23 protein-coding genes are annotated in these 17707 nt (G+C 72.3%); 5 read left to right on the forward strand and 18 right to left on the reverse strand.

Features of this window, described 5'->3' with window-relative positions:
- Positions 1-25: 25 nt before the first annotated feature.
- A complete protein-coding gene (locus ACXKR8_RS12585; RefSeq protein ID WP_458274965.1) occupies positions 26-733 on the reverse strand; it encodes a VIT1/CCC1 transporter family protein in 708 nt (235 codons plus the stop codon).
- Positions 734-879: 146 nt separating this feature from the next.
- Positions 880-1959 carry a hypothetical protein gene (locus ACXKR8_RS12590; RefSeq protein ID WP_458272984.1) on the reverse strand — a complete coding sequence of 360 codons (1080 nt, stop codon included), beginning with the start codon at positions 1957-1959 and terminating at the stop codon, positions 880-882.
- 43 nt (positions 1960-2002) lie between these two features.
- On the opposite strand from ACXKR8_RS12590, the gene ACXKR8_RS12595 reads away from it, so the two are divergent.
- Positions 2003-2191: a type II toxin-antitoxin system prevent-host-death family antitoxin gene (locus ACXKR8_RS12595; RefSeq protein ID WP_458272985.1), complete on the forward strand. Its 189-nt coding sequence runs from the start codon at positions 2003-2005 to the stop codon at positions 2189-2191.
- Between the two features lie 36 nt (positions 2192-2227).
- Here the strand turns inward: ACXKR8_RS12595 and ACXKR8_RS12600 are convergent, their stop codons facing one another.
- Together ACXKR8_RS12600 and ACXKR8_RS12605 are read right to left on the reverse strand one after the other, a co-directional pair.
- Entirely contained in the window at positions 2228-2899 is a 672-nt protein-coding gene (locus ACXKR8_RS12600) for an ABC transporter ATP-binding protein (RefSeq protein WP_458272986.1), read from the reverse strand.
- Positions 2896-3951, reverse strand: coding sequence for an FtsX-like permease family protein (locus ACXKR8_RS12605; RefSeq protein WP_458272987.1), 1056 nt, complete (start codon positions 3949-3951; stop codon positions 2896-2898). The genes ACXKR8_RS12600 and ACXKR8_RS12605 overlap by 4 nt, the downstream gene beginning before the upstream one ends.
- A gap of 118 nt (positions 3952-4069) precedes the next feature.
- Here ACXKR8_RS12605 and ACXKR8_RS12610 point away from each other — a divergent pair, with 118 nt between their 5' ends.
- Positions 4070-5302: a sensor histidine kinase gene (locus ACXKR8_RS12610; RefSeq protein WP_458272988.1), complete on the forward strand. Its 1233-nt coding sequence runs from the start codon at positions 4070-4072 to the stop codon at positions 5300-5302.
- Positions 5299-5949: a response regulator gene (locus ACXKR8_RS12615; protein ID WP_458272989.1), complete on the forward strand. Its 651-nt coding sequence runs from the start codon at positions 5299-5301 to the stop codon at positions 5947-5949. The genes ACXKR8_RS12610 and ACXKR8_RS12615 overlap by 4 nt, the downstream gene beginning before the upstream one ends.
- Positions 5950-5968: 19 nt before the next feature.
- Here the strand turns inward: ACXKR8_RS12615 and ACXKR8_RS12620 are convergent, their stop codons facing one another.
- The 12 genes from ACXKR8_RS12620 to hisI form a co-directional block, all read right to left on the reverse strand.
- Positions 5969-6811 (reverse strand): DsbA family protein, encoded by an 843-nt coding sequence (locus tag ACXKR8_RS12620; protein WP_458272990.1) that lies wholly within the window; start codon positions 6809-6811, stop codon positions 5969-5971.
- Between the two features lie 61 nt (positions 6812-6872).
- Positions 6873-7391 (reverse strand): MauE/DoxX family redox-associated membrane protein, encoded by a 519-nt coding sequence (locus ACXKR8_RS12625; RefSeq protein WP_458272991.1) that lies wholly within the window; start codon positions 7389-7391, stop codon positions 6873-6875.
- Between the two features lie 66 nt (positions 7392-7457).
- A complete protein-coding gene (locus tag ACXKR8_RS12630; RefSeq protein WP_458272992.1) occupies positions 7458-8282 on the reverse strand; it encodes a DsbA family protein in 825 nt (274 codons plus the stop codon).
- Between the two features lie 173 nt (positions 8283-8455).
- Positions 8456-9259 carry a tryptophan synthase subunit alpha gene (gene trpA / locus ACXKR8_RS12635; RefSeq protein WP_458272993.1) on the reverse strand — a complete coding sequence of 268 codons (804 nt, stop codon included), beginning with the start codon at positions 9257-9259 and terminating at the stop codon, positions 8456-8458.
- Complete coding sequence (trpB, locus tag ACXKR8_RS12640) at positions 9256-10509, reverse strand: tryptophan synthase subunit beta (RefSeq protein ID WP_458272994.1); 1254 nt, start codon at positions 10507-10509, stop codon at positions 9256-9258. Before trpB ends, trpA begins: the two co-directional genes overlap by 4 nt.
- Positions 10510-10562: 53 nt before the next feature.
- Positions 10563-10715, reverse strand: a complete 153-nt coding sequence (trpM, locus tag ACXKR8_RS12645) for a tryptophan biosynthesis modulator TrpM (RefSeq protein ID WP_458272995.1) — start codon at positions 10713-10715, stop codon at positions 10563-10565.
- 11 nt (positions 10716-10726) lie between these two features.
- Complete coding sequence (gene trpC, locus ACXKR8_RS12650) at positions 10727-11536, reverse strand: indole-3-glycerol phosphate synthase TrpC (RefSeq protein WP_458272996.1); 810 nt, start codon at positions 11534-11536, stop codon at positions 10727-10729.
- A 153-nt stretch (positions 11537-11689) separates the two neighbouring features.
- Positions 11690-12124, reverse strand: a complete 435-nt coding sequence (locus ACXKR8_RS12655) for a DUF2752 domain-containing protein (RefSeq protein ID WP_458272997.1) — start codon at positions 12122-12124, stop codon at positions 11690-11692.
- A gap of 18 nt (positions 12125-12142) precedes the next feature.
- A complete protein-coding gene (locus ACXKR8_RS12660; protein ID WP_458272998.1) occupies positions 12143-12397 on the reverse strand; it encodes an HGxxPAAW family protein in 255 nt (84 codons plus the stop codon).
- An 86-nt stretch (positions 12398-12483) separates the two neighbouring features.
- The gene (locus ACXKR8_RS12665; protein WP_458272999.1) at positions 12484-13155 is read right to left on the reverse strand and encodes a TIGR02234 family membrane protein; all 672 of its coding nucleotides are present in this window, start codon (positions 13153-13155) and stop codon (positions 12484-12486) included.
- Entirely contained in the window at positions 13152-14699 is a 1548-nt protein-coding gene (locus ACXKR8_RS12670; RefSeq protein WP_458273000.1) for an anthranilate synthase component I, read from the reverse strand. The genes ACXKR8_RS12665 and ACXKR8_RS12670 overlap by 4 nt, the downstream gene beginning before the upstream one ends.
- 11 nt (positions 14700-14710) lie before the next feature.
- On the reverse strand, positions 14711-15109 hold the full coding sequence (hisI, locus tag ACXKR8_RS12675) for a phosphoribosyl-AMP cyclohydrolase (RefSeq protein ID WP_458273001.1): 399 nt from the start codon (positions 15107-15109) through the stop codon (positions 14711-14713).
- Between the two features lie 104 nt (positions 15110-15213).
- On the opposite strand from hisI, the gene ACXKR8_RS12680 reads away from it, so the two are divergent.
- Together ACXKR8_RS12680 and ACXKR8_RS12685 are read left to right on the forward strand one after the other, a co-directional pair.
- Positions 15214-15801: a hypothetical protein gene (locus tag ACXKR8_RS12680; protein WP_458273002.1), complete on the forward strand. Its 588-nt coding sequence runs from the start codon at positions 15214-15216 to the stop codon at positions 15799-15801.
- A gap of 27 nt (positions 15802-15828) precedes the next feature.
- Positions 15829-16461 carry a TIGR03085 family metal-binding protein gene (locus tag ACXKR8_RS12685; protein ID WP_458273003.1) on the forward strand — a complete coding sequence of 211 codons (633 nt, stop codon included), beginning with the start codon at positions 15829-15831 and terminating at the stop codon, positions 16459-16461.
- A gap of 38 nt (positions 16462-16499) precedes the next feature.
- Here the strand turns inward: ACXKR8_RS12685 and hisF are convergent, their stop codons facing one another.
- Positions 16500-17270: an imidazole glycerol phosphate synthase subunit HisF gene (gene hisF, locus ACXKR8_RS12690; RefSeq protein WP_458273004.1), complete on the reverse strand. Its 771-nt coding sequence runs from the start codon at positions 17268-17270 to the stop codon at positions 16500-16502.
- Positions 17267-17686, reverse strand: a complete 420-nt coding sequence (locus ACXKR8_RS12695) for a RidA family protein (protein ID WP_458273005.1) — start codon at positions 17684-17686, stop codon at positions 17267-17269. Before ACXKR8_RS12695 ends, hisF begins: the two co-directional genes overlap by 4 nt.
- Positions 17687-17707 lie beyond the last annotated feature (21 nt).

The raw sequence follows: 17707 nt of genomic DNA on the forward strand, positions 1-17707 counted from the left end.
CCACGCATGGTTTTGCACCCTGTCATCAACCGACCTGCGCACCTATCAGACTGCCCAGCAGAAAGGTGATCGCCGCGGCGGCGGTGCCCAGGGTCAGCTGCCGCAGGCCGCTGAACCACCAGCTGCGGGCGGTCACCCGGCTCACCACCGCGCCACAGGCGAACAGCCCGGCCAGGGCCAGCCCCAGCGAGGGCAGCAGCGTGGTCGCCCCCAGCAGATACGGCAGCAGCGGCAGCAGCGCGCCCAGCGCGAACGCCGCGAACGAGGAACCGGCCGCCAGGAGGGGGGAGGGCAGGTCGGCCGGGTCGATGCCCAGCTCCTCCCGGGCGTGGACCTCCAGCGCCCGCTCCGGGTCGGCGGTCAGCTGCTGCGCCACCTCGAACGCCAGCCGCGGCTCCACCCCGCGGTCCACATAGAGCTGCGCCAGCTCGGCCAGCTCCTCGGCCGGGTGGCGGCGCAGCTCGATCCGCTCGATCTCCAGCTCCGCCTGCACCAGCTCGCCCTGCGAGGCCACCGAGGTGTACTCCCCCGCCGCCATCGAGAACGCCCCGGCCGCGAGGCCGGCCAGACCGGTCAGCACGATCGCCTGGTGACTCACGTCGCCGCCGACGACCCCGGCCATCAGCGCGAAGTTCGACACCAGCCCGTCCATCGCCCCGAACACCGCCGGACGCAGCCAGCCGCCGTTCACATCGCGGTGGGTGTGCGCGTATGCCTCGGCGGTGGCGGCTATGGACTCGGCGGAGGGGACGGGGGTGCTGGGGAAGCTGGGCGTCGCAGTGGTGGTCACGTCAAGGAAAATAGTCTTCCTCGAGCATTTGTTCCAGCAAGGCAGTACTGCCTTACCACCCCCTCTGACCTGCAAGGTAAGGCTTGCCTTCAGCGGAAGAAGGCCCGCTCGCCCGCTCTTCCCGGGATCGCCTTGCCTAGCAGTCCGCCCTTCCGGCATTTCACGAACCAGTGCTCGGCGGTACCACTCGTGACCCCGAACTCTTCAGCTACGGCAATGGCAGGAGGCCGTCCTGCCGCGTGAGCCTCACGGTACAGCCGCACAACGCTGGCCATGTGCTCTGCGTCCAGGCAATACCGCCGGGCAGGGGTGCGGCCTCGTTGCAAGGGGATCGGAGCCACCAGAGGATCGGCCACCCAAATCCGACACCGGACAATCTGGCCGATGAGCGATGGGGATACGCCGAACTTCGTCGCCAAGCACTTCTGCGTCACGTTGCCGAGTGCGTACTGACACCTGATCTCCCTGACGTTCTCCCAAGTCAGCCGAGCGGCCGGGTTGCGGTCGCCCGAGGACCGAGCTGAAAGCTCGGCTCGGAGCATCGCCCCTCGCTCACCCTCGAACATCCTCCGCATCGCCTCAACCTTGCGCTGACGCACCTCTGGCTGAGCGCACACGGCCTTGAGCAGCGCACTGTGCGCTTCCTTGGCACCCGGCTTGGCCCACTGCATCTTCGTTTGTGCCGAAAGGCGGCGCCGCCCCTCCGGTCCGGCGTATCGCTCGGTCATCAGGCGGGAGTAGAAGGCCCGTTCGACCGGATTGTTCTCGAACCTGCGACGGTTTGCGGCCGACTGACGCGCTCGCGTCTGCACTGTCGGGTTGTATTGCTCGGGCCCCTCACCGCCGGATGTGGCATTCGTGAGCCGGAATCCCGCCTCCCTCAGTGCGTGAATCCACTGACACTCGGCAACGATGCGATCCTTCCGAGGAACTTCGGCAAGCACGGTCACGTGCGGGTGGTATCCCTCCCGAGCGAGGGCGCGGATCCACGCGATCTTGTGGGTGACCCGGTAGCGCCAATCTCCATTGGGCATACGGGAGAGAGCGTTCGTGACGTGGGCATTCAGGCGGATCGTGAGGGCGACGCTACGGCCTACATAGCGGTAGTCATGGGGAGTCCGAGGGTCAGAAAGTGCATAGATGGTTGCCGTCCGGCCAGCTTCCTTCATGTACATCAGCGTACATGAAAGGACATGTGAGTACGCTGCTGTTATGAAGGAGCCCTCGATCGAACTGTCCGTCGCCCAGACTCGTGCTCGTCTCGCCGACGTTCTGAACGACGCATCCGCACGCGACCGAATCACGTACGTCACCAGCCGGGGCAGACGGGTGGCCGCCGTCGTACCACTCGCCATCGCTGAGGCCGCCGATCTGCAGAGGTCGAGCGAATCGTCGGCCTGAGAGCTATGGCGAACACCGCCAAAAGCGAAGGAACGATCATCCCAGCCGGCCGTCGGTGAGGTGGAGGACCTGGTCGGCGTGGTTCAGGAGGGTGGGGTCGTGGGTGACCAGGAGGGTGGCGGTGTGGTGGGTGCGGGTGATGTCGGCGAGGAGGGTGGTGATCTGGGCGCCGCGCTCGTGGTCCAGGGCGGAGGTGGGTTCGTCGACCAGGAGGACGGCGGGCTCGGGGAAGAGGGCGCGGGCGATGTTGACCCGCTGGCGCTCGCCGCCGGAGAGCTGGTGCGGGCGGCGGTGCTGCTTGCCGTCGCTGAGGCCGACCGAGGCGAGCAGTTGCTCGGCCCGCGGGCGGGCCGCCCTGGGGCGCTCGCCGCGCAGGTGGGCGACGGCGAGCAGCTGCTCCAGCGCGGTCAGCGAGGCCAGCAGGTTGGACTGCTGGAAGACGATGCCGATCCGCTCCCGGCGCAGCGCGGTGGCCTGCTTGGCGGTGAGCGCGGTGAGGTCCCGGCCGTCGACCAGGACGCGGCCCGAGTCGGGGCGCAGCAGCGTCGCCGCCACCGCCAGCAGGCTGGACTTGCCGGAGCCGGAGGGCCCGACGATCGCGGTCAGCTCGCCGGGGGCGGTGTGCAGGCTGACCGCGTCCAGCGCGGTGAGCCGGCGGTCGCCGTCCCGGTAGCTGAGAACGACATCCTGCAGGGTGAGACCGGTCATCGGTTGGCTCCCAGGGCGGTCAGCGGGTCGACGGAGGTGATGCGGCGGACCGCGAGGGCCGCCCCGGCCAGTCCGAGCAGCACCATGGCCAGCACCGGGACGGCCGCGGTGGCGGCGCTCAGCGCGAACGGCAGCCCGTTGCCGCCCAGCACCGCCCCGCCGGCCGATCCCACGGCGGCCCCGGTGAGCGCGCCGCCGAGCAGCAGCACCAGCGCCTGCGTCAGCGCGTCCCTGACCAGGTAGCCGCTGGAGGCGCCGACCGCCTTGAGCACGGCGATGTCGGGGCGGCGCTGGACCGTCCAGACCGTGAAGAAGGCGCCGATGACCAGGGCGCTGACGGCGAGCAGAAAGCCCTGGATCATCCGCAGGCTGCCCTGTTCGGCGGAGTAGCCGTCGATGCCGGCCAGGGCGTCGGCGCGGCTCACGGTGCGGGTGTTGGCGGACCGGTCGAGGGACACACCTTCAAGGGGGCTGACCGCGAGGGCGCTGGGCTCGGTGGCGCCGCTGATCTGCTGCCAGGTGTGCTCGGTGGTCCAGACGCTGGGGGCGTGGCCGTAGGAGCGGTCGGCGGTGATCGCGGAGACGGTGAGGGTCCGCGTGCCCACGGTGACCCGGCTGCCGAGGGTGGCGGCCGTGCCCGCGCCGACCGCGACCTGGCCGTCGGCCGGTGGGCGGCCGGACTCCAGCGGGGGCAGCAGCGCGGCCGGGACGCCCAGCACGCTGACCGAGCGGGTGGTGCCGGCCGAGGTGAGCCTGGACATGGCGATGCCCAGCGGCGCGACCGGCCCTGCCCCCGGCGCGGACTGCCAGGCGGCCAGCTGGGCGGCGCTGATGCCGCTGTTGCTGAAGGACACCTCGGGGGCGGCACCCTGGGGAGCGCCGAAGACGATGTCCCGGGCCGGCAGCCCGGAGACCGCGGAGGAGGAGTCGGCGGCGAGGCCGCCGGTGAGCCCGTAGAGCAGCACGACCAGGGTGGTGATCAGCGTGACGACCGCCCCCATCAGGGCGAACCGGCCCCGGGCGAAGCGGATGTCACGCAGGGCGACGAACAAGGGGATCCTCCGGCGGCGGGCTCGGTGCTCGGGCGGGCACTCGGTGCTCCCCACCCTCCGCGAGTCGCGTCCTGGATCCATCGGGGAGAGGAGTGGTCCCCCCTCCATCAAAGGGTTGATGTCCGGCACCACCCTCCCGGCCGTAGGCTCGACGGTTGTGACCAGCACCGACGCCCCAGCCCCCGTCCACCTCCCCGCGCTGCGGGTGATGAGCGCAGCGCTGCATCTGATGTTCTACGCCCTGCTGGTGGCCGGACTGGTCAATGGCGCGGGGGTGGCCGCCGCCGCGCTCGGGGCGCTGCTCGGCCTGGCCTACGCCGCGGGCGGCCTGCCGGCGGTACGGTCCTCCGGGCGGGTTGCGTCCCGGGGCTGGCTGGGCGGGGTGGTGCTGCTCTGGGCGGGGCTGACGGCGCTGGACCCGGCGGCGGGCTATGTGGCCTTCCCGCTGTTCCTGATCTGCCTGCACCTGCTGCCGCGCCGCTTCTCCCTGCCCGCGATCGTCGCCATGACCGGGGTGGTGGTGGCCGCACAGGCGACCACGCCCGGCGGACTGACCACCGCGAAGGTGCTCGGTCCCTGCATAGGGGCGCTGGTCGCGGTGCTCACCGCCTACGGCTACGCGGTGCTCTACCAGGAGAGCAGCCGGCGCCAGCAGCTGATCGACGACCTGGTGCGGACCCGCGACGAGCTGGCCGCCACCCAGCGCGAGGCCGGGAAGCTGGCCGAACGGCAGCGGCTGGCCCGGGAGATCCACGACACCCTGGCCCAGGGGCTGTCCAGCATCGTGCTGCTGTCCCGGGCCGCCGAACGCGCCCTGCCGCCGGACGCCGTGGCCTCGGCCGCCGCGGCCCGGATGATCCGCGAGATCGGCGCGACCGCCTCGGACAACCTCACCGAGGCCCGGCGCTTCGTCGCCGCGCTCACTCCCCCGGCGCTGCAGGACGCCACCCTGGCCGAGGCGCTGCGCCGGGTCGCCGCCGGGTGCGGTCCGGTGCCCGAGGTGGCGTTCCGGATGGACGGGGAGCCGTATCCGCTGCCGGTGGAGGCGGAGGTGGCGCTGCTGCGGCTGACCCAGGAGGCGCTGGCCAACGTCCAGCGGCACGCCGGGGCCGAGCGCGCCGCGGTCACCCTCTGCTATCTGGACGACCAGGTGACCCTGGACGTCTACGACGACGGCTGCGGCTTCGTCTCCGAAACGGCGCTCAGCACCGGCCGACGCTTCGGGCTGCACGGGATGCGGGAGCGGATCACCGACCTCGGCGGGGTGCTCTCGATCGAGTCCGCGCCGGGCGAGGGCACCGCCGTCGCCGTCGCCCTGCCGCTGACGGCCGTGATGGGTGCTGTCCGATGATCCGGGTGCTGCTGGTGGACGACCACCCGGTGGTGCGGCGCGGGCTGCGGGCGCTGCTGGAGGAGCTGGCCGGGGTGGAGCCGGTCGGCGAGGCCGCCGACGGGGCTGCCGCGCTGCGGCTGCTGGAGCAGCTGGACCAGGCCGGCGGGCCGCCCGTGGACGTGGTGCTGATGGACCTGCAGATGGGCGAGGGCATGCACGGGGTCGAGGCCACCCGGCGGATCACCGCGCTGCCCGACGCCCCGTCAGTACTGATCCTCACCACCTACAGCACGGACGCCGACATCCTCGCCGCGGTCGAGGCCGGGGCCACCGGCTATCTGCTCAAGGACGCCCCGCCGGAGGAGCTGGCGGCGGCGGTCCGCGCGGCGGCCAGGGGCGAGACGGTGCTGGCCCCGCCGGTCGCGGCCCTACTGCTCGGCCGGGTCAGGTCCTCCGGCGGGCCACGGCTCTCGCCCCGGGAGGAGGAGATCCTGGGGCTGCTCGCCGAAGGGCTGGCGAACCGTCAGATCTCCAAGCGCCTCTTCATCAGCGAGGCCACCGTGAAGACCCATCTGGTCCATGTCTACGACAAGTTGGGGGTGGACAGCAGGACCGCCGCGGTGGCCGCCGGCGTGCGGCGCGGCCTGATCCGGCGGTCCCGCTGAACCACCCCCTGTTTGGGGACTACTTGGTGTTGCCCGCCGTCGGCGACGCCAGGGCGGCGGCGCTGGCCGGGGTCAGCACGGCCGGGGTCTTGCCCTTGTTGGCGGCGTCCACCCAGCCGATCAGGGCCGCAGGGGTGATCTGCGTGCCGTTGTAGGTGGGGTAGGCCGAGGTGCCGTTGAGCAGGATGGTCGGCGTCGAGGTGTAGCCGGACTTGTCGAAGTCGGTCTGCACCGCCGTCACCCAGGAGCCGAAGGTGTTGCCGTTGACGCAGGACTCGAAGGCCGGGGTGTCCAGCGCCGGGGCCTGCTTGGCCAGGGTGATCAGCGCGCTCTTGTCGGCCCAGGCGTCGTCGGTCTCGTCCGGCTGGTTGGCGTAGATCACGTCGTGGAAGTTGTGGAACTTGCCGGTGTTCTGGGCGCAGGCCAGCGCGTTGGCGGCGTTCTTGGAGCCGCTGCCCTGGTCGTGCCGGTCGATGAACGACACCACGTGGTACTGGACCTTGATCTTGCCCTCGCTCAGCAGCTTGTTGACCGTGCTGTGGAAGGCGGTCTCGAACTCGCCGCAGGCGGGGCAGCGCGGGTCCTCGTACACCGTCAGCGTGGAGGGGGCGGCCTCGGCGCCGACCGGGATGATCAGGCTGTTGGCGCCGGTCGTCCCCGCCGGGGCGTCGGTGGCCGAGTACGAGCTGGTCTTGTGGTTCATCACCAGGACGCCGACCACGACCGCGACGACCAGGACGGCCAGCACGGTCCCGATGATGCCGAGCTTGCGCAGCCGCTGGGCCTTGGCCTCCTCGGCGGCACGCTCCTCCTGCATCCGGTCGCGCGCGCTGCGCCTGGCCTCAGTGTTCTTCTGACTCATGTAGCTTCCATCACCAACTGCGAAGGGACAGGGATCTTCAAGGGGTGGTTCATGGGGCGGCTCACGGGGTGGCGAGCCACCCGTCCAGGGAGAACCGGGACCGGGGCCGCCACAGCAGCCAGCCGGTGACCAGCAGGAATCCCAGGTCGCGCAGGATCTCCTGGAGGTACGCGGTCTTGGACGCGCTCACCGCGCCGCCGCCGCCGAAGCAGCCGCAGTCGATGGAGATCCCGCGGGCCCAGACCGAGGCGATGGAGCCGATGTAGACCAGCAGCAGCAGCCCCGACAGCGCGGCGGCGATCCTCGTGCCCAGGCCCACCACCAGCAGCAGCGCCAGCGCCATCTCCAGGAACGGCAGGCCGTAGCCGAACGGCTTGACCAGCGCCTCCGGCAGCAGCCGGTAGGCCCGGACGGCCTGCGCGGCGGCCTCGGGATCGCCGATCTTGGCGAAGCCGGCCCAGCCCCAGACGACCGCGAGGCCGAGTCTGGCCGCCGTGCCGATCCAGTCGAAGACGGTCTCCCGACCGCTCGTTCCCCCCGTTGTCGCGCGATCCGTTCGAACCGTCTGATCCGCGATCATTGGCATCGCCTCCCTGCGATCTGCACTTCTCTGCTGCTCTCTTCTGTTCTCTGGTTTCACTGCACGTCAGTTGGCCCGGGCCGCCTGCTGCACCAGGGCGCCGAGCGCGGCCGGGTCGGTCAGCAGCCGGGGCTGTGCGCCGAGGTCGACCTCCTGGCCGTTCAGCAGCATCGAGGGGGTGCCGTGGTGCACGTGCGCGTCGGTGTAGGCGGTCTGCGCCTGGCCGACCCAGCTGCGGTACCAGAGGTCGTGCAGCTCGGCGTCGAAGGCCTTGCCGCGCAGCTTCGGGACCGAGGAGGCCAGCTGCAGCAGCCTGGCCTCGGTGAAGCCGTTGGTGTACTCGTCCGGCTGGTTGGCGAACAGCAGCGCGTGGTACTCGGGGAATCCGCCGTGGGCCAGCGCGGCGCGGGCGGCGTTGGTGGCCAGCAGCGCGCCGGGCCCGGGCAGCCGCTGGTCCAGCGAGGACTCCAGCACATAGCGCACCAGCACCTGGTGGGCGGCGGCGAGGGCGGCCAGCTTCGCGCCCTGGGCCGTCTCGAAGGCCGCGGTCGAGGAGCAGCGGAAGTCCTCGAACAGGGTCAGCGTGACCGGGGCGTCGGCATAACCGACGTCGATCCCGGCGCCGTCCGGGGAGAGCCGGGCCGGCAGCCCGAGCAGGATCTTGCGCTGGGCCACGTCCTTGACCAGCGGGGCCCGCGGGAGGCCGCGGCTCGCGGCGACCGGTGCCATCCGCTGCTCGGCGGACTGGACCGACGACCGGACCGCACCGGGGCGCTGCAGGCCGCCCTCGGACAGGGCCTTGGCCACGGTGGCCTCACCGCCGACGGCGACGGCCAGGGCAACGGCGGCGACAGCGGCCTGGGCAACCCGGACACGGGGTGAAGCAGCCACGGAGGACCTCCTCGGATCGCGGTCGTGCAGGTTCGCACGGGCGACGCCGAAAAGACGCCGTCTGCCGGATCATCAACGAGAAGCACACCCCCGCGGGTACGCGCCACGCGGCCACTCACCTGAACGAGTGACCGCGTGGCGGGTTTGCCGCAGGTTTCCCTGAAGGCTCGGGCTCAGCGCTTGCGGACGCCCTCGGCCAGCTCGGCCGCCAGCTCGCGGACCGCCGCGTAGCCGGCCTCGGCCGAGGCCGCGTCCAGCATCCGCTGGACGAAGGCGGAGCCGACGATCACGCCGTCGGCGAAGGCCGCCACCTCGGCGGCCTGGGCCGCGGTGGACACGCCGAGACCGACGCAGACCGGGAGTTCGGTGGTCGCCCGGGTGCGCTTGACCAGGTCCTCGGCCATCTCGCCGACCTGGTTGCGGGTGCCGGTGACGCCCATCACCGCGGCGGCGTAGACGAAGCCGGTGCCGCTGGCGGTGATCAGCGCCAGCCGCTGGTCCCGGCTGGACGGGGCCACCACGAACACCGTGGCCAGGCCCAGTTCCGCGGCGGCCTCGGTCCAGGCCGAGGACTCCTCGACCGGCAGGTCGGGCAGGATGCAGCCGGCTCCCCCGGCGGCGGCCAGGTCGGCGGCGAAGCGCGCGGCCCCGTACCGGTCCACCGGGTTCCAGTAGGTCATCACCAGCACCGGCACGGACGGGTTGGCGCTGGTGACCTGACGGACCGTCTCCAGCACGTCGCGGGTGCGGATGCCGTTGCGCAGCGCGATGTCGTCGGCGGTCTGGATGACCGGGCCGTCGAGCACCGGGTCGCTGTGCGGCAGCCCGATCTCGACCACGTCGACGCCGCCGTCGATCAGCGCCTGCACCGCGTCGGTGGCGCCGGCGATGCTCGGGAAGCCGGCCGGGAGGTAGCCGATCAGCGCGGCCCGGTTCTCGGCCTTCGCCGCGGCCAGGGTGGTGTCGAGCAGCGTCACTTGGTACCCCCCTGGGTGTGGGTCGGAGCGAAGTCGTTGAACAGGCCGAAGTACTCGGCGGCGGTGTGCATGTCCTTGTCCCCGCGCCCGGAGAGGCTGACCAGGATCACCGCGTCCGGGCCCAGTTCGCGGCCCAGCACCAGCGCCCCGGCGAGGGCGTGGGCGCTCTCGATGGCCGGGATGATGCCCTCGGTGCGGGAGAGCAGCCGCAGCGCCTCCATGGCGTCGGCGTCGGTGCAGGGCCGGTACTCGGCCCGCCCGATGTCCTTGAGGTAGGAGTGCTCGGGGCCGACTCCCGGGTAGTCCAGACCGGCCGAGATGCTGTGGCTCTCGATGGTCTGCCCGTCCTCGTCCTGCAGCACGTAGGTGCGGGAGCCGTGCAGCACGCCGGGGTCGCCCTTGGTCAGGGTGGCCGCGTGCCGGGGGGTGTCGACGCCCTCGCCGGCCGCCTCGATGCCGATCAGCCGGACACCCGCGTCGGGGATGAAGTCGTAGAAGATCCCCATCGCGTTGGAGCCGCCGCCGACGCAGGCGACGACCGCGTCCGGCAGCGCGCCGGTGCGGTCCAGGACCTGGGCCCTGGCCTCGATGCCGATCACCCGGTGGAAGTCGCGGACCATCATCGGGAACGGGTGCGGTCCGGCGACCGTGCCGAAGAGGTAGTGGGTGGAGTCGACGTTGGCGACCCAGTCACGGAACGCCTCGTTGATGGCGTCCTTGAGGGTGCGGCTGCCGGAGGTGACCGGCACCACCTCGGCGCCGAGCATCCGCATCCGGGCCACGTTCAGCGCCTGGCGCTGGGTGTCGACCTCGCCCATGTAGATGGTGCAGTCCAGGCCGAACAGCGCGGCGGCGGTGGCGGTGGCCACGCCGTGCTGGCCTGCGCCGGTCTCGGCGATCAGCCGGGTCTTGCCCATCCGGCGGGTCAGCAGGGCCTGGCCCAGCACATTGTTGATCTTGTGTGAGCCGGTGTGGTTGAGGTCCTCGCGCTTGAGCAGGACGCGGGCGCCGCCCGCCTCCGCGGAGAAGCGGTGGACGTCGGTGAGCGGGCTGGGGCGCCCGGTGTAGTCCTTCAGCAGGGCGGCGAGCTCGGCGCCGAAGGCCGGGTCGGCCTTGGCCTTCTCGTACTCGTCGGCGACCTGCTCGACGGCGGCGACCAGCGCCTCCGGGATGAAACGCCCGCCGTACGCGCCGAAGTACCCGCGCGCGTCGGGGGTGACGATATCTGGGGTGATGTCGTTGGACGACATGGTTGATGGTCCCTCAGGTGTGTGAGCCGATGGATGACAGAAGACAGAACGATCTAGCGACCGTTGGGTCCCTGCCATCGGGCGCCCGGCACCTGGCCCGGCTCGGCGCCGATCACATAGCGCACCCGCCGCCCCAGCACCCGGCGTGCGGGCGCGCGGCAGCCACGGGGCTTGCAACCGGGCTGGAGGCGGGCGGACATGGCCATGAGAATAGAGGTCAGCCGCGACTGTGGCGAATCGCCGGATGCGCGCCCGCGGCCACCAGATCGGCGACGGCCGAACGCGGGTCGCGGCCGGTGACCAGGGACTCGCCGACCAGGACGGCGTCGGCGCCCTCGTTGGCGTAGGCGATCAGGTCGTGCGGCCCGCGCACCCCGGACTCGGCGACCTTGACGATGTGGGACGGGATCGAGGGCGCGACATTGGCGAAGGTGTCCCGGTCGACCTTGAGGTCCTTGAGGTTGCGGGCGTTGACGCCGATGATCCGGGCCCCGGCGTCCACCGCGCGGGCCACCTCCTCCTCGTCGTGCACCTCGACCAGCGGGGTGAGCCCGATCGACTGGGCCCGCTCGATCAGCGACTCCAGCGCGGGCTGCTCCAGCGCGGCGACGATCAGCAGGGCCAGGTCGGCGCCGTAGGCGCGGGCCTCCCACAGCTGGTAGGCGGTGACGATGAAGTCCTTGCGCAGCACCGGCGTGTCGACCGCGTCGCGGACCGCCTTGAGGTCGGCCAGCGAGCCGCCGAAGCGGCGCTGCTCGGTGAGCACCGAGATCACGGCGGCGCCGCCGGCGGCGTAGTCGGCGGCCAGCGCGGCCGGGTCGGCGATGGCGGCCAGCGCGCCCTTGGAGGGGCTGGACCGCTTGACCTCGCAGATGACCCGGACGCTGTCGCCGCGCAGCGCGGCCACGCCGTCCTTGGCCTCCGGCGCGCGCACCGCGAGGGCCTTGAGGTCGTCCAGGGACACCCGGCTCATGCGCTCTTCGAGGTCCTCACGGACCCCGGCGATGATCTCGTCGAGCACGCTCACGCTGAATGCCCCCTTCTTCAGTGTTGCTCCGGCGCTTCGGGACGGCTGTTCGAATGCTGACAGCCTGCTCCGATGGTATCCGCAGCGGTGCCCCGCGCCCGCATCGACAGCATCGAGATCTCGACCGGCGGACATGGGAACCGAAGCAGCAGCTCAGCCAGAGACGGCGGGCGGGGCCAGCCAGCTCCCCCACGGGGTGTTCCGCAGCACCGCGAAGACCAGCAGGCCGCCGAGCACCACCCACATCCAGCCCCGGCCGAGGCCCGGCACCGCGCTCGGCAGGCCGCGCCAGCCGCGGTAGGCCCAGCGCAGCCACAGCAGCGCCGCCACCGTTCCGGCGACCACCACCAGCACATTGTCGTGCAGCGCCGTGCCCAGGTCACCCCTGGTCAGCGCGTGGACGCAGCGCAGACCTCCGCAGGCCGGGCACCACCAGCCGGTGACCCGCAGGAACGGGCAGACCGGGTAGTGGCCCGGCGTGTCCGGCGAGACCGCCGCGACGTACCCGGTCGCGGCGGCGACCGTCGCCAGCACCACCGCGGGCCCGGCCAGGGCCCGCCGGGCGGGGCGTCCCGCCGTCAGCGACATGTCAGACCGGCCCCTTCGTCAGGAGGAGACGCCCGAGCCGACCGGGGTCTTCTGCAGGGTGGTGTGGGCCGAGCCGGAGTCGGTCTTCTTGCCGAAGCCGGCCGCCGACATCAGCTTGCCGACGACCGGGGCGATCGCGGCGATGACCAGGCCGACCACGACGAGCCAGGGCTGGGGCAAGACCATGGCCACAGCCGCGACCATGAAGCCGATGAAGCAGATCGTCACCGCGGTCCAGGCTGCGGTGGTGTGTCCGTGGGCGCTACCCGACATTGCTGCTCCTAGGTTGAACGTTGGCTCTCGACAGACATTGTTCCGTACGGCGGTGCGCGTCGCCGTACGGGGTGGCACCCTGCGGTTCAGCGTGTCGGGTCCTCGCCCCGGTCCAGGGCCTTCCAGAGGTCCGCGGGGGAATCCGGATCGGGCGTGGCGGCCCGTCCGCGGGCCGTCGCGGCGGCTCCGGCCGCGCCGGGGGCCTCGTAGCGGGAGGACATCCCGGGCCAGTCCCGGCCCCTGGCCAGCACCAGCAGCCCGGCCAGCAGCAGCAGCAGGCCGCCCAGGGCGGAGACCCAGGGCCAGCCGGTGTGGCTGATGCCGGTGGCGGTGGCCCGGGTCAGCCCGACCGCGCGGGCCGCCCTGCTGTCCAGGGCCCCGGCGCCGGTGGCGGCGACCAGCGCGGAGGCGGCGGTGCCGGCCCCGGCCAGCGCCAGCAGCACCCCGATCGCCTGCCGGCCCCGGCCGCGGACCGCGAAGACCGCGACCGCGGCGGCCAGCCCGACCAGGGCGAGCGCGCCGGGCAGCCCGCTGGTCTGCGAGCCGCTGGCGGAGACCTTGAGCGGGGTGCCCTGGAAGTCGACGCTGCCCCTGGCCCAGGTCTGCCCGGCGACGAGCAGCACCAGCGCCGCGCCCAGCACGGTGAACAGCAGCATCAGCGCGAGGCTGCGCCGGTCCGGACGCGGCGGCGCGGCCTCGGCCGTGGTCTGGTCGACGGGGGCGGGCTGCTCGGTGCGGGGCGGGGGCAGTGCGGTCACCGCTCCAGTGTGCCCTGCACGCTGTCGGCGGCCGGACGCAGGGTGCTCGCCCCGGCGACGGCACGCAGCACCGCCGCCGCCTTGTTGCGGCACTCGGCGTCCTCGTTCTCGGGCACCGAGTCGGCGACCACCCCGGCCCCGGCCTGGACGTAGGCCCGGCCGTCGCGGATCAGCGCGGTGCGGATGGCGATCGCGGTGTCGGAGTCCCCGGCGAAGTCCAGATAGCCGACGCAGCCGCCGTAGAGGCCGCGCCGGGTGGGTTCCAGCTCCTCGATGATCTGCATGGCCCGGGGCTTGGGCGCGCCGGACAGCGTCCCGGCCGGGAAGCAGGCGGTGAGCACGTCGAAGGCGGTGCGGTCCTCGGCGACCCGCCCGGTGACGGTGGAGACGATGTGCATGACGTGGCTGTACCGCTCCACGGTCATGAACTCCACCACCTCGACGCTGCCGGGGGCGCAGACCCGGCCCAGGTCGTTGCGGCCCAGGTCGACCAGCATCAGGTGCTCGGCCCGCTCCTTGGGGTCGGCGAGCAGCTCGGCGGCGAGGTCGGCGTCCTCCTCGGGGGTGGCGCCGCGGTGCCTGGTCCCGGCGATGGGGTGCACCATGGCCCGGCCGTCCTCCACCTTGACCAGGGCCTCCGGGCTGGAGCCGACCACGTCGAAGCCCTCGAAGCGGAACAGGTACATGTAGGGGCTGGGGTTGGTGGTCCTGAGCACCCGGTAGACGTCCAGCGCGCTGGCCGGGCAGGGGACCTCGAACCGCTGCGAGGGGACCACCTGGAAGGCCTCACCGGCCCTGATCCGCTCCTTGACCTCCTCGACGGCGGCCCGGTAGGGGGCCCCGCCGAAGGGTGAGACGGCGTCGACGGAGGTGACCGGGGCCAGCGCGGCGGCCCCGGTGCCGACCGGACGGGCCAGGTCGGCGGTCATCGCGTCCAGCCGGGCCACCGCGTCCGAGTAGGCGCCGTCCACGCCGGTGGGGCGGTCGTCATGGTTCACCGCGTTGGCGATCAGGATCACGCTGCCGTTGGCGTGGTCCAGGACGGCGAGGTCGGTGGCGAGCAGCATGGTCAGCTCGGGCAGGCCCAGGTCGTCCGGGGCGATCACCGGCAGCTTCTCCAGCCGGCGGACCACGTCGTAGCCGAGGTAGCCGACCATGCCGCCGGTGAACGGCGGCAGTTCGCCGGTGCGATGCAGGTCCCGCGGGGTGTGCAGGGCCTCGATGGTGGCCCGCAGCACCTGCAGCGGATCGCCCTCGGTGGGCACCCCGACCGGGGGCTCGCCGAGCCAGCGTGCGCCGCCGTCCTGGTCCACCGTCAGCGCGGCGCTGCTGCGGACCCCGACGAAGGAGTAGCGGGACCAGGACCGGCCCTGCTCGGCGGACTCCAGCAGAAAGGTGTTGGGGCGCTCGGCGGCCAGCTTGCGGTAGAGGCCGACGGGGGTGTCCCCGTCCGCGAGCAGCCGCCGGACGACCGGAACGACCCGGCGGTCGACGGCCAGCTTGCGGAAGGTCTCGAGGTCGGGAGTCACGGTACCGGTGGTCATGGTCGCTGAGCCTACTGGTCGCCGGGGGTCTGGATCAGGGCGATCCCACCCGCGTCGAAGCAGGTCCGGTCGCCGGTGTGGCAGGCGGCGCCGACCTGGTCGACCTTCACCAGCAGGGTGTCCCCGTCGCAGTCCAGGGCGACCGACTTCACCAGCTGGAGATGCCCCGACGTGTCGCCCTTGACCCAGTACTCGCGGCGGCTGCGGGACCAGTAGGTGCAGCGCCCGGTGCTGAGGGTGCGGTGCAGCGCCTCGTCGTCCATCCACCCCAGCATCAGCACCTCGCCGGTGTCGTACTGCTGCGCGACGGCGGGCACCAGGCCCTGCGGGTCGCGCTTGAGCCGGGCGGCGACGGCCGGGTCGAGCGCGGTGCTGCCCGCCCGGGCGGGTGCTGCGGTGGTGTCTGACATGGCTCCATTCTGCCAAAGCCCGGACCGCCGGCGCCGACGCCCCATGACGCCGGCCCAGGACGCCCCATGGTGAACCGGCCGGTGTTGCGGGCATTCTGGTGCGCATGAGTGCCGACGAGCCATCCGCAGCCTCCCCCCGCCGGGGCCCCAGCCGCCGTACCGGCTTCGTCGCGGCCGGGGTGCTGCTCCTGCTGGTCGTCGCCGTGGTGCTGGTGGTGGCGCTGTCGGGCGGGAAGAAGAAGGCCCCGGTGGCCGCGCCGCCCAGCACCCCCTCGGCCGCCCCGAGCAGCACGCCCCCGCCGCCGCCGAGCCCGACCCCCACCCCGGTGCCGCAGACCTTTCCCTATGTGGTGCTGCAGGCCGGGGACTGCGTCAGCGACCCGAGCATCACCTCCTCGCTGAAGAAGGTCACCAAGCACGACTGCCACAGCCCGCACGACGCCCAGATCACCGGTCTGGTGCAGCTCCCGGCCGGTCTGAAGACCGCGTTCGACGTCAACAAGCAGGGCCGGACGCTCTGCAAGACGCTGAACGACGCGGCCTGGCACCAGCAGCCCGCCGCCCTGGCCGACCGGCTGAACGAGGGGATCTACTTCCCCGACCTCAAGCCCTACCGGGCCGGGACGCACACGGTCACCTGCATGCTGGAGATCGGATTCCGCGCTTCCAAGCTCACGGCACCGCTGCATTGACGGGGCATCAGTCGTAGGGTGGCCGGTATGTCGAACCATGCCCGCCGGGAACGCCTGCTGCTCGCCGATCTGCTGGAAAGCGTCGGACCCGACGCGCCGACCCTCTGCGAGGGCTGGACCACCAGGGAACTCGCCGCCCACACCGTGATCCGGGAACGCCGGCCCGACGCCGCCGCCGGCATCATGATCAAGCCGTTGGCCGATCGGCTGGCCAAGGTACAGGGCGAATTCGCCGCCAAGCCCTACGAGGAGCTGCTCGAACTGATCAGGACCGGGCCGCCCCGGTTCTCGCTGTTCGGGATCCCCGGCGCGGACGAGGTCGCCAACACCGTGGAGTTCTACGTCCACGGCGAGGACGTGCGCCGGGCCCAGGACGGCTGGTCACCGCGGGTGCTGGACGCCGAGTTCGCCGAGGTGCTGTGGAAGCGGCTGGTCCGGATGGCCGGGATGAGCGGACGGCGCTCGCCGGTCGGCCTGGTGCTGCGCCGCCCGGACGGGCAGACCGTGGTGGCCCGCAAGGGCTCGCCGGTGGTCACCGTGACCGGCGAGCCCGGCGAGCTGCTGCTGTTCAGCTCCGGACGGCAGGACAAGGCCGAGGTCACCGTGGAGGGCGACAAGGACGCGGTCAGCAAGGTGCAGACGGCGCAGCTCGGCATGTGACTCGGTGACCCGCCCACGGTCGGGCGGCCTCGCAGGCCTCAGCGGACCGGGTGGCCGGCCTCCCGCAGGGCCTGCTTGACCTGGCCGATCCGCAGGTCGCCGAAGTGGAACACGCTGGCGGCCAGCACCGCGTCCGCGCCCGCCGCCACGGCGGGCGCGAAGTCGGCCAGCCGTCCCGCGCCGCCGCTGGCGATCACCGGGATGCTCACCGACTTCCGGACCGCGCGCAGCAGTTCCAGGTCGTAGCCGTCCTTGGTGCCGTCCGCGTCCATGGAGTTGAGCAGGATCTCGCCAGCGCCGAGCTCGGCCGCCTGCTCGGCCCAGGCCACCGCGTCGAGGCCGGTGCCGTTGCGGCCGCCGTGGGTGGTGACCTCGAAGCCGGAGTCGGTCTCCGTCCCGTCCTGCACCCGGCGGGCGTCGATGGAGAGCACCAGCACCTGCCGGCCGAACCGCCGGGCGATCTCGCGCAGCAGCTCGGGACGGGCGATCGCGGCGGTGTTGACGCCGACCTTGTCCGCGCCGGCCCGCAGCAGCCGGTTGACGTCCTCGACCTCGCGCACCCCGCCGCCCACGGTCAGCGGGATGAACACCTGCTCGGCGGTGCGGCGGACCACGTCGTAGGTGGTCTCCCGGTCGCCGGAGGAGGCGGTGATGTCCAGGAAGGTCAGCTCGTCGGCGCCCTCGGCGTCATAGAGCTTGGCCATCTCGACCGGGTCGCCGGCGTCGCGGAGGTTCTGGAAGTTGACGCCCTTGACCACCCGCCCGGCGTCCACGTCCAGGCAGGGGATCACACGTACGGCAAGGGTCATGCGGCGGGCTCCGGCTTCTTTCGGTAGGCCTCGACCTCGACCTCCACGGCCATCCGGGAGTCGAGCAGGGCGCTGACGACGACGATGGTGGCGGCGGGCTTCACCGCGCCGAAGAGTTCCTTGTGGACCCGGCCGACGTCCTCCACATCACGGGCGTGGGTGACGTACATCCGGGTCCTCACCACGTCGTCGACGGACAGCCCGAAGCCGGCGATGGCGTCGAGGGCCACCCCGAACGCGGTGCGGGCCTGGTCGTGCGGCGAGCCCTCGAACAGGATCCGGCCGTCGTCCCAGGCGGTGCAGCCGGAGACGAAGACGAAGTCGCCGACCGCGACAGCCCGGGAGAAGCCGAACTGGTCCTCCCAGGGGCTGCGCCCGTTCACTCGTACCGGCTGCAGTTCCTGACGCTCCGTCATACCGGACCCATTTTCTTCGGA

This window comes from Streptacidiphilus sp. PAMC 29251 (assembly GCF_054208735.2).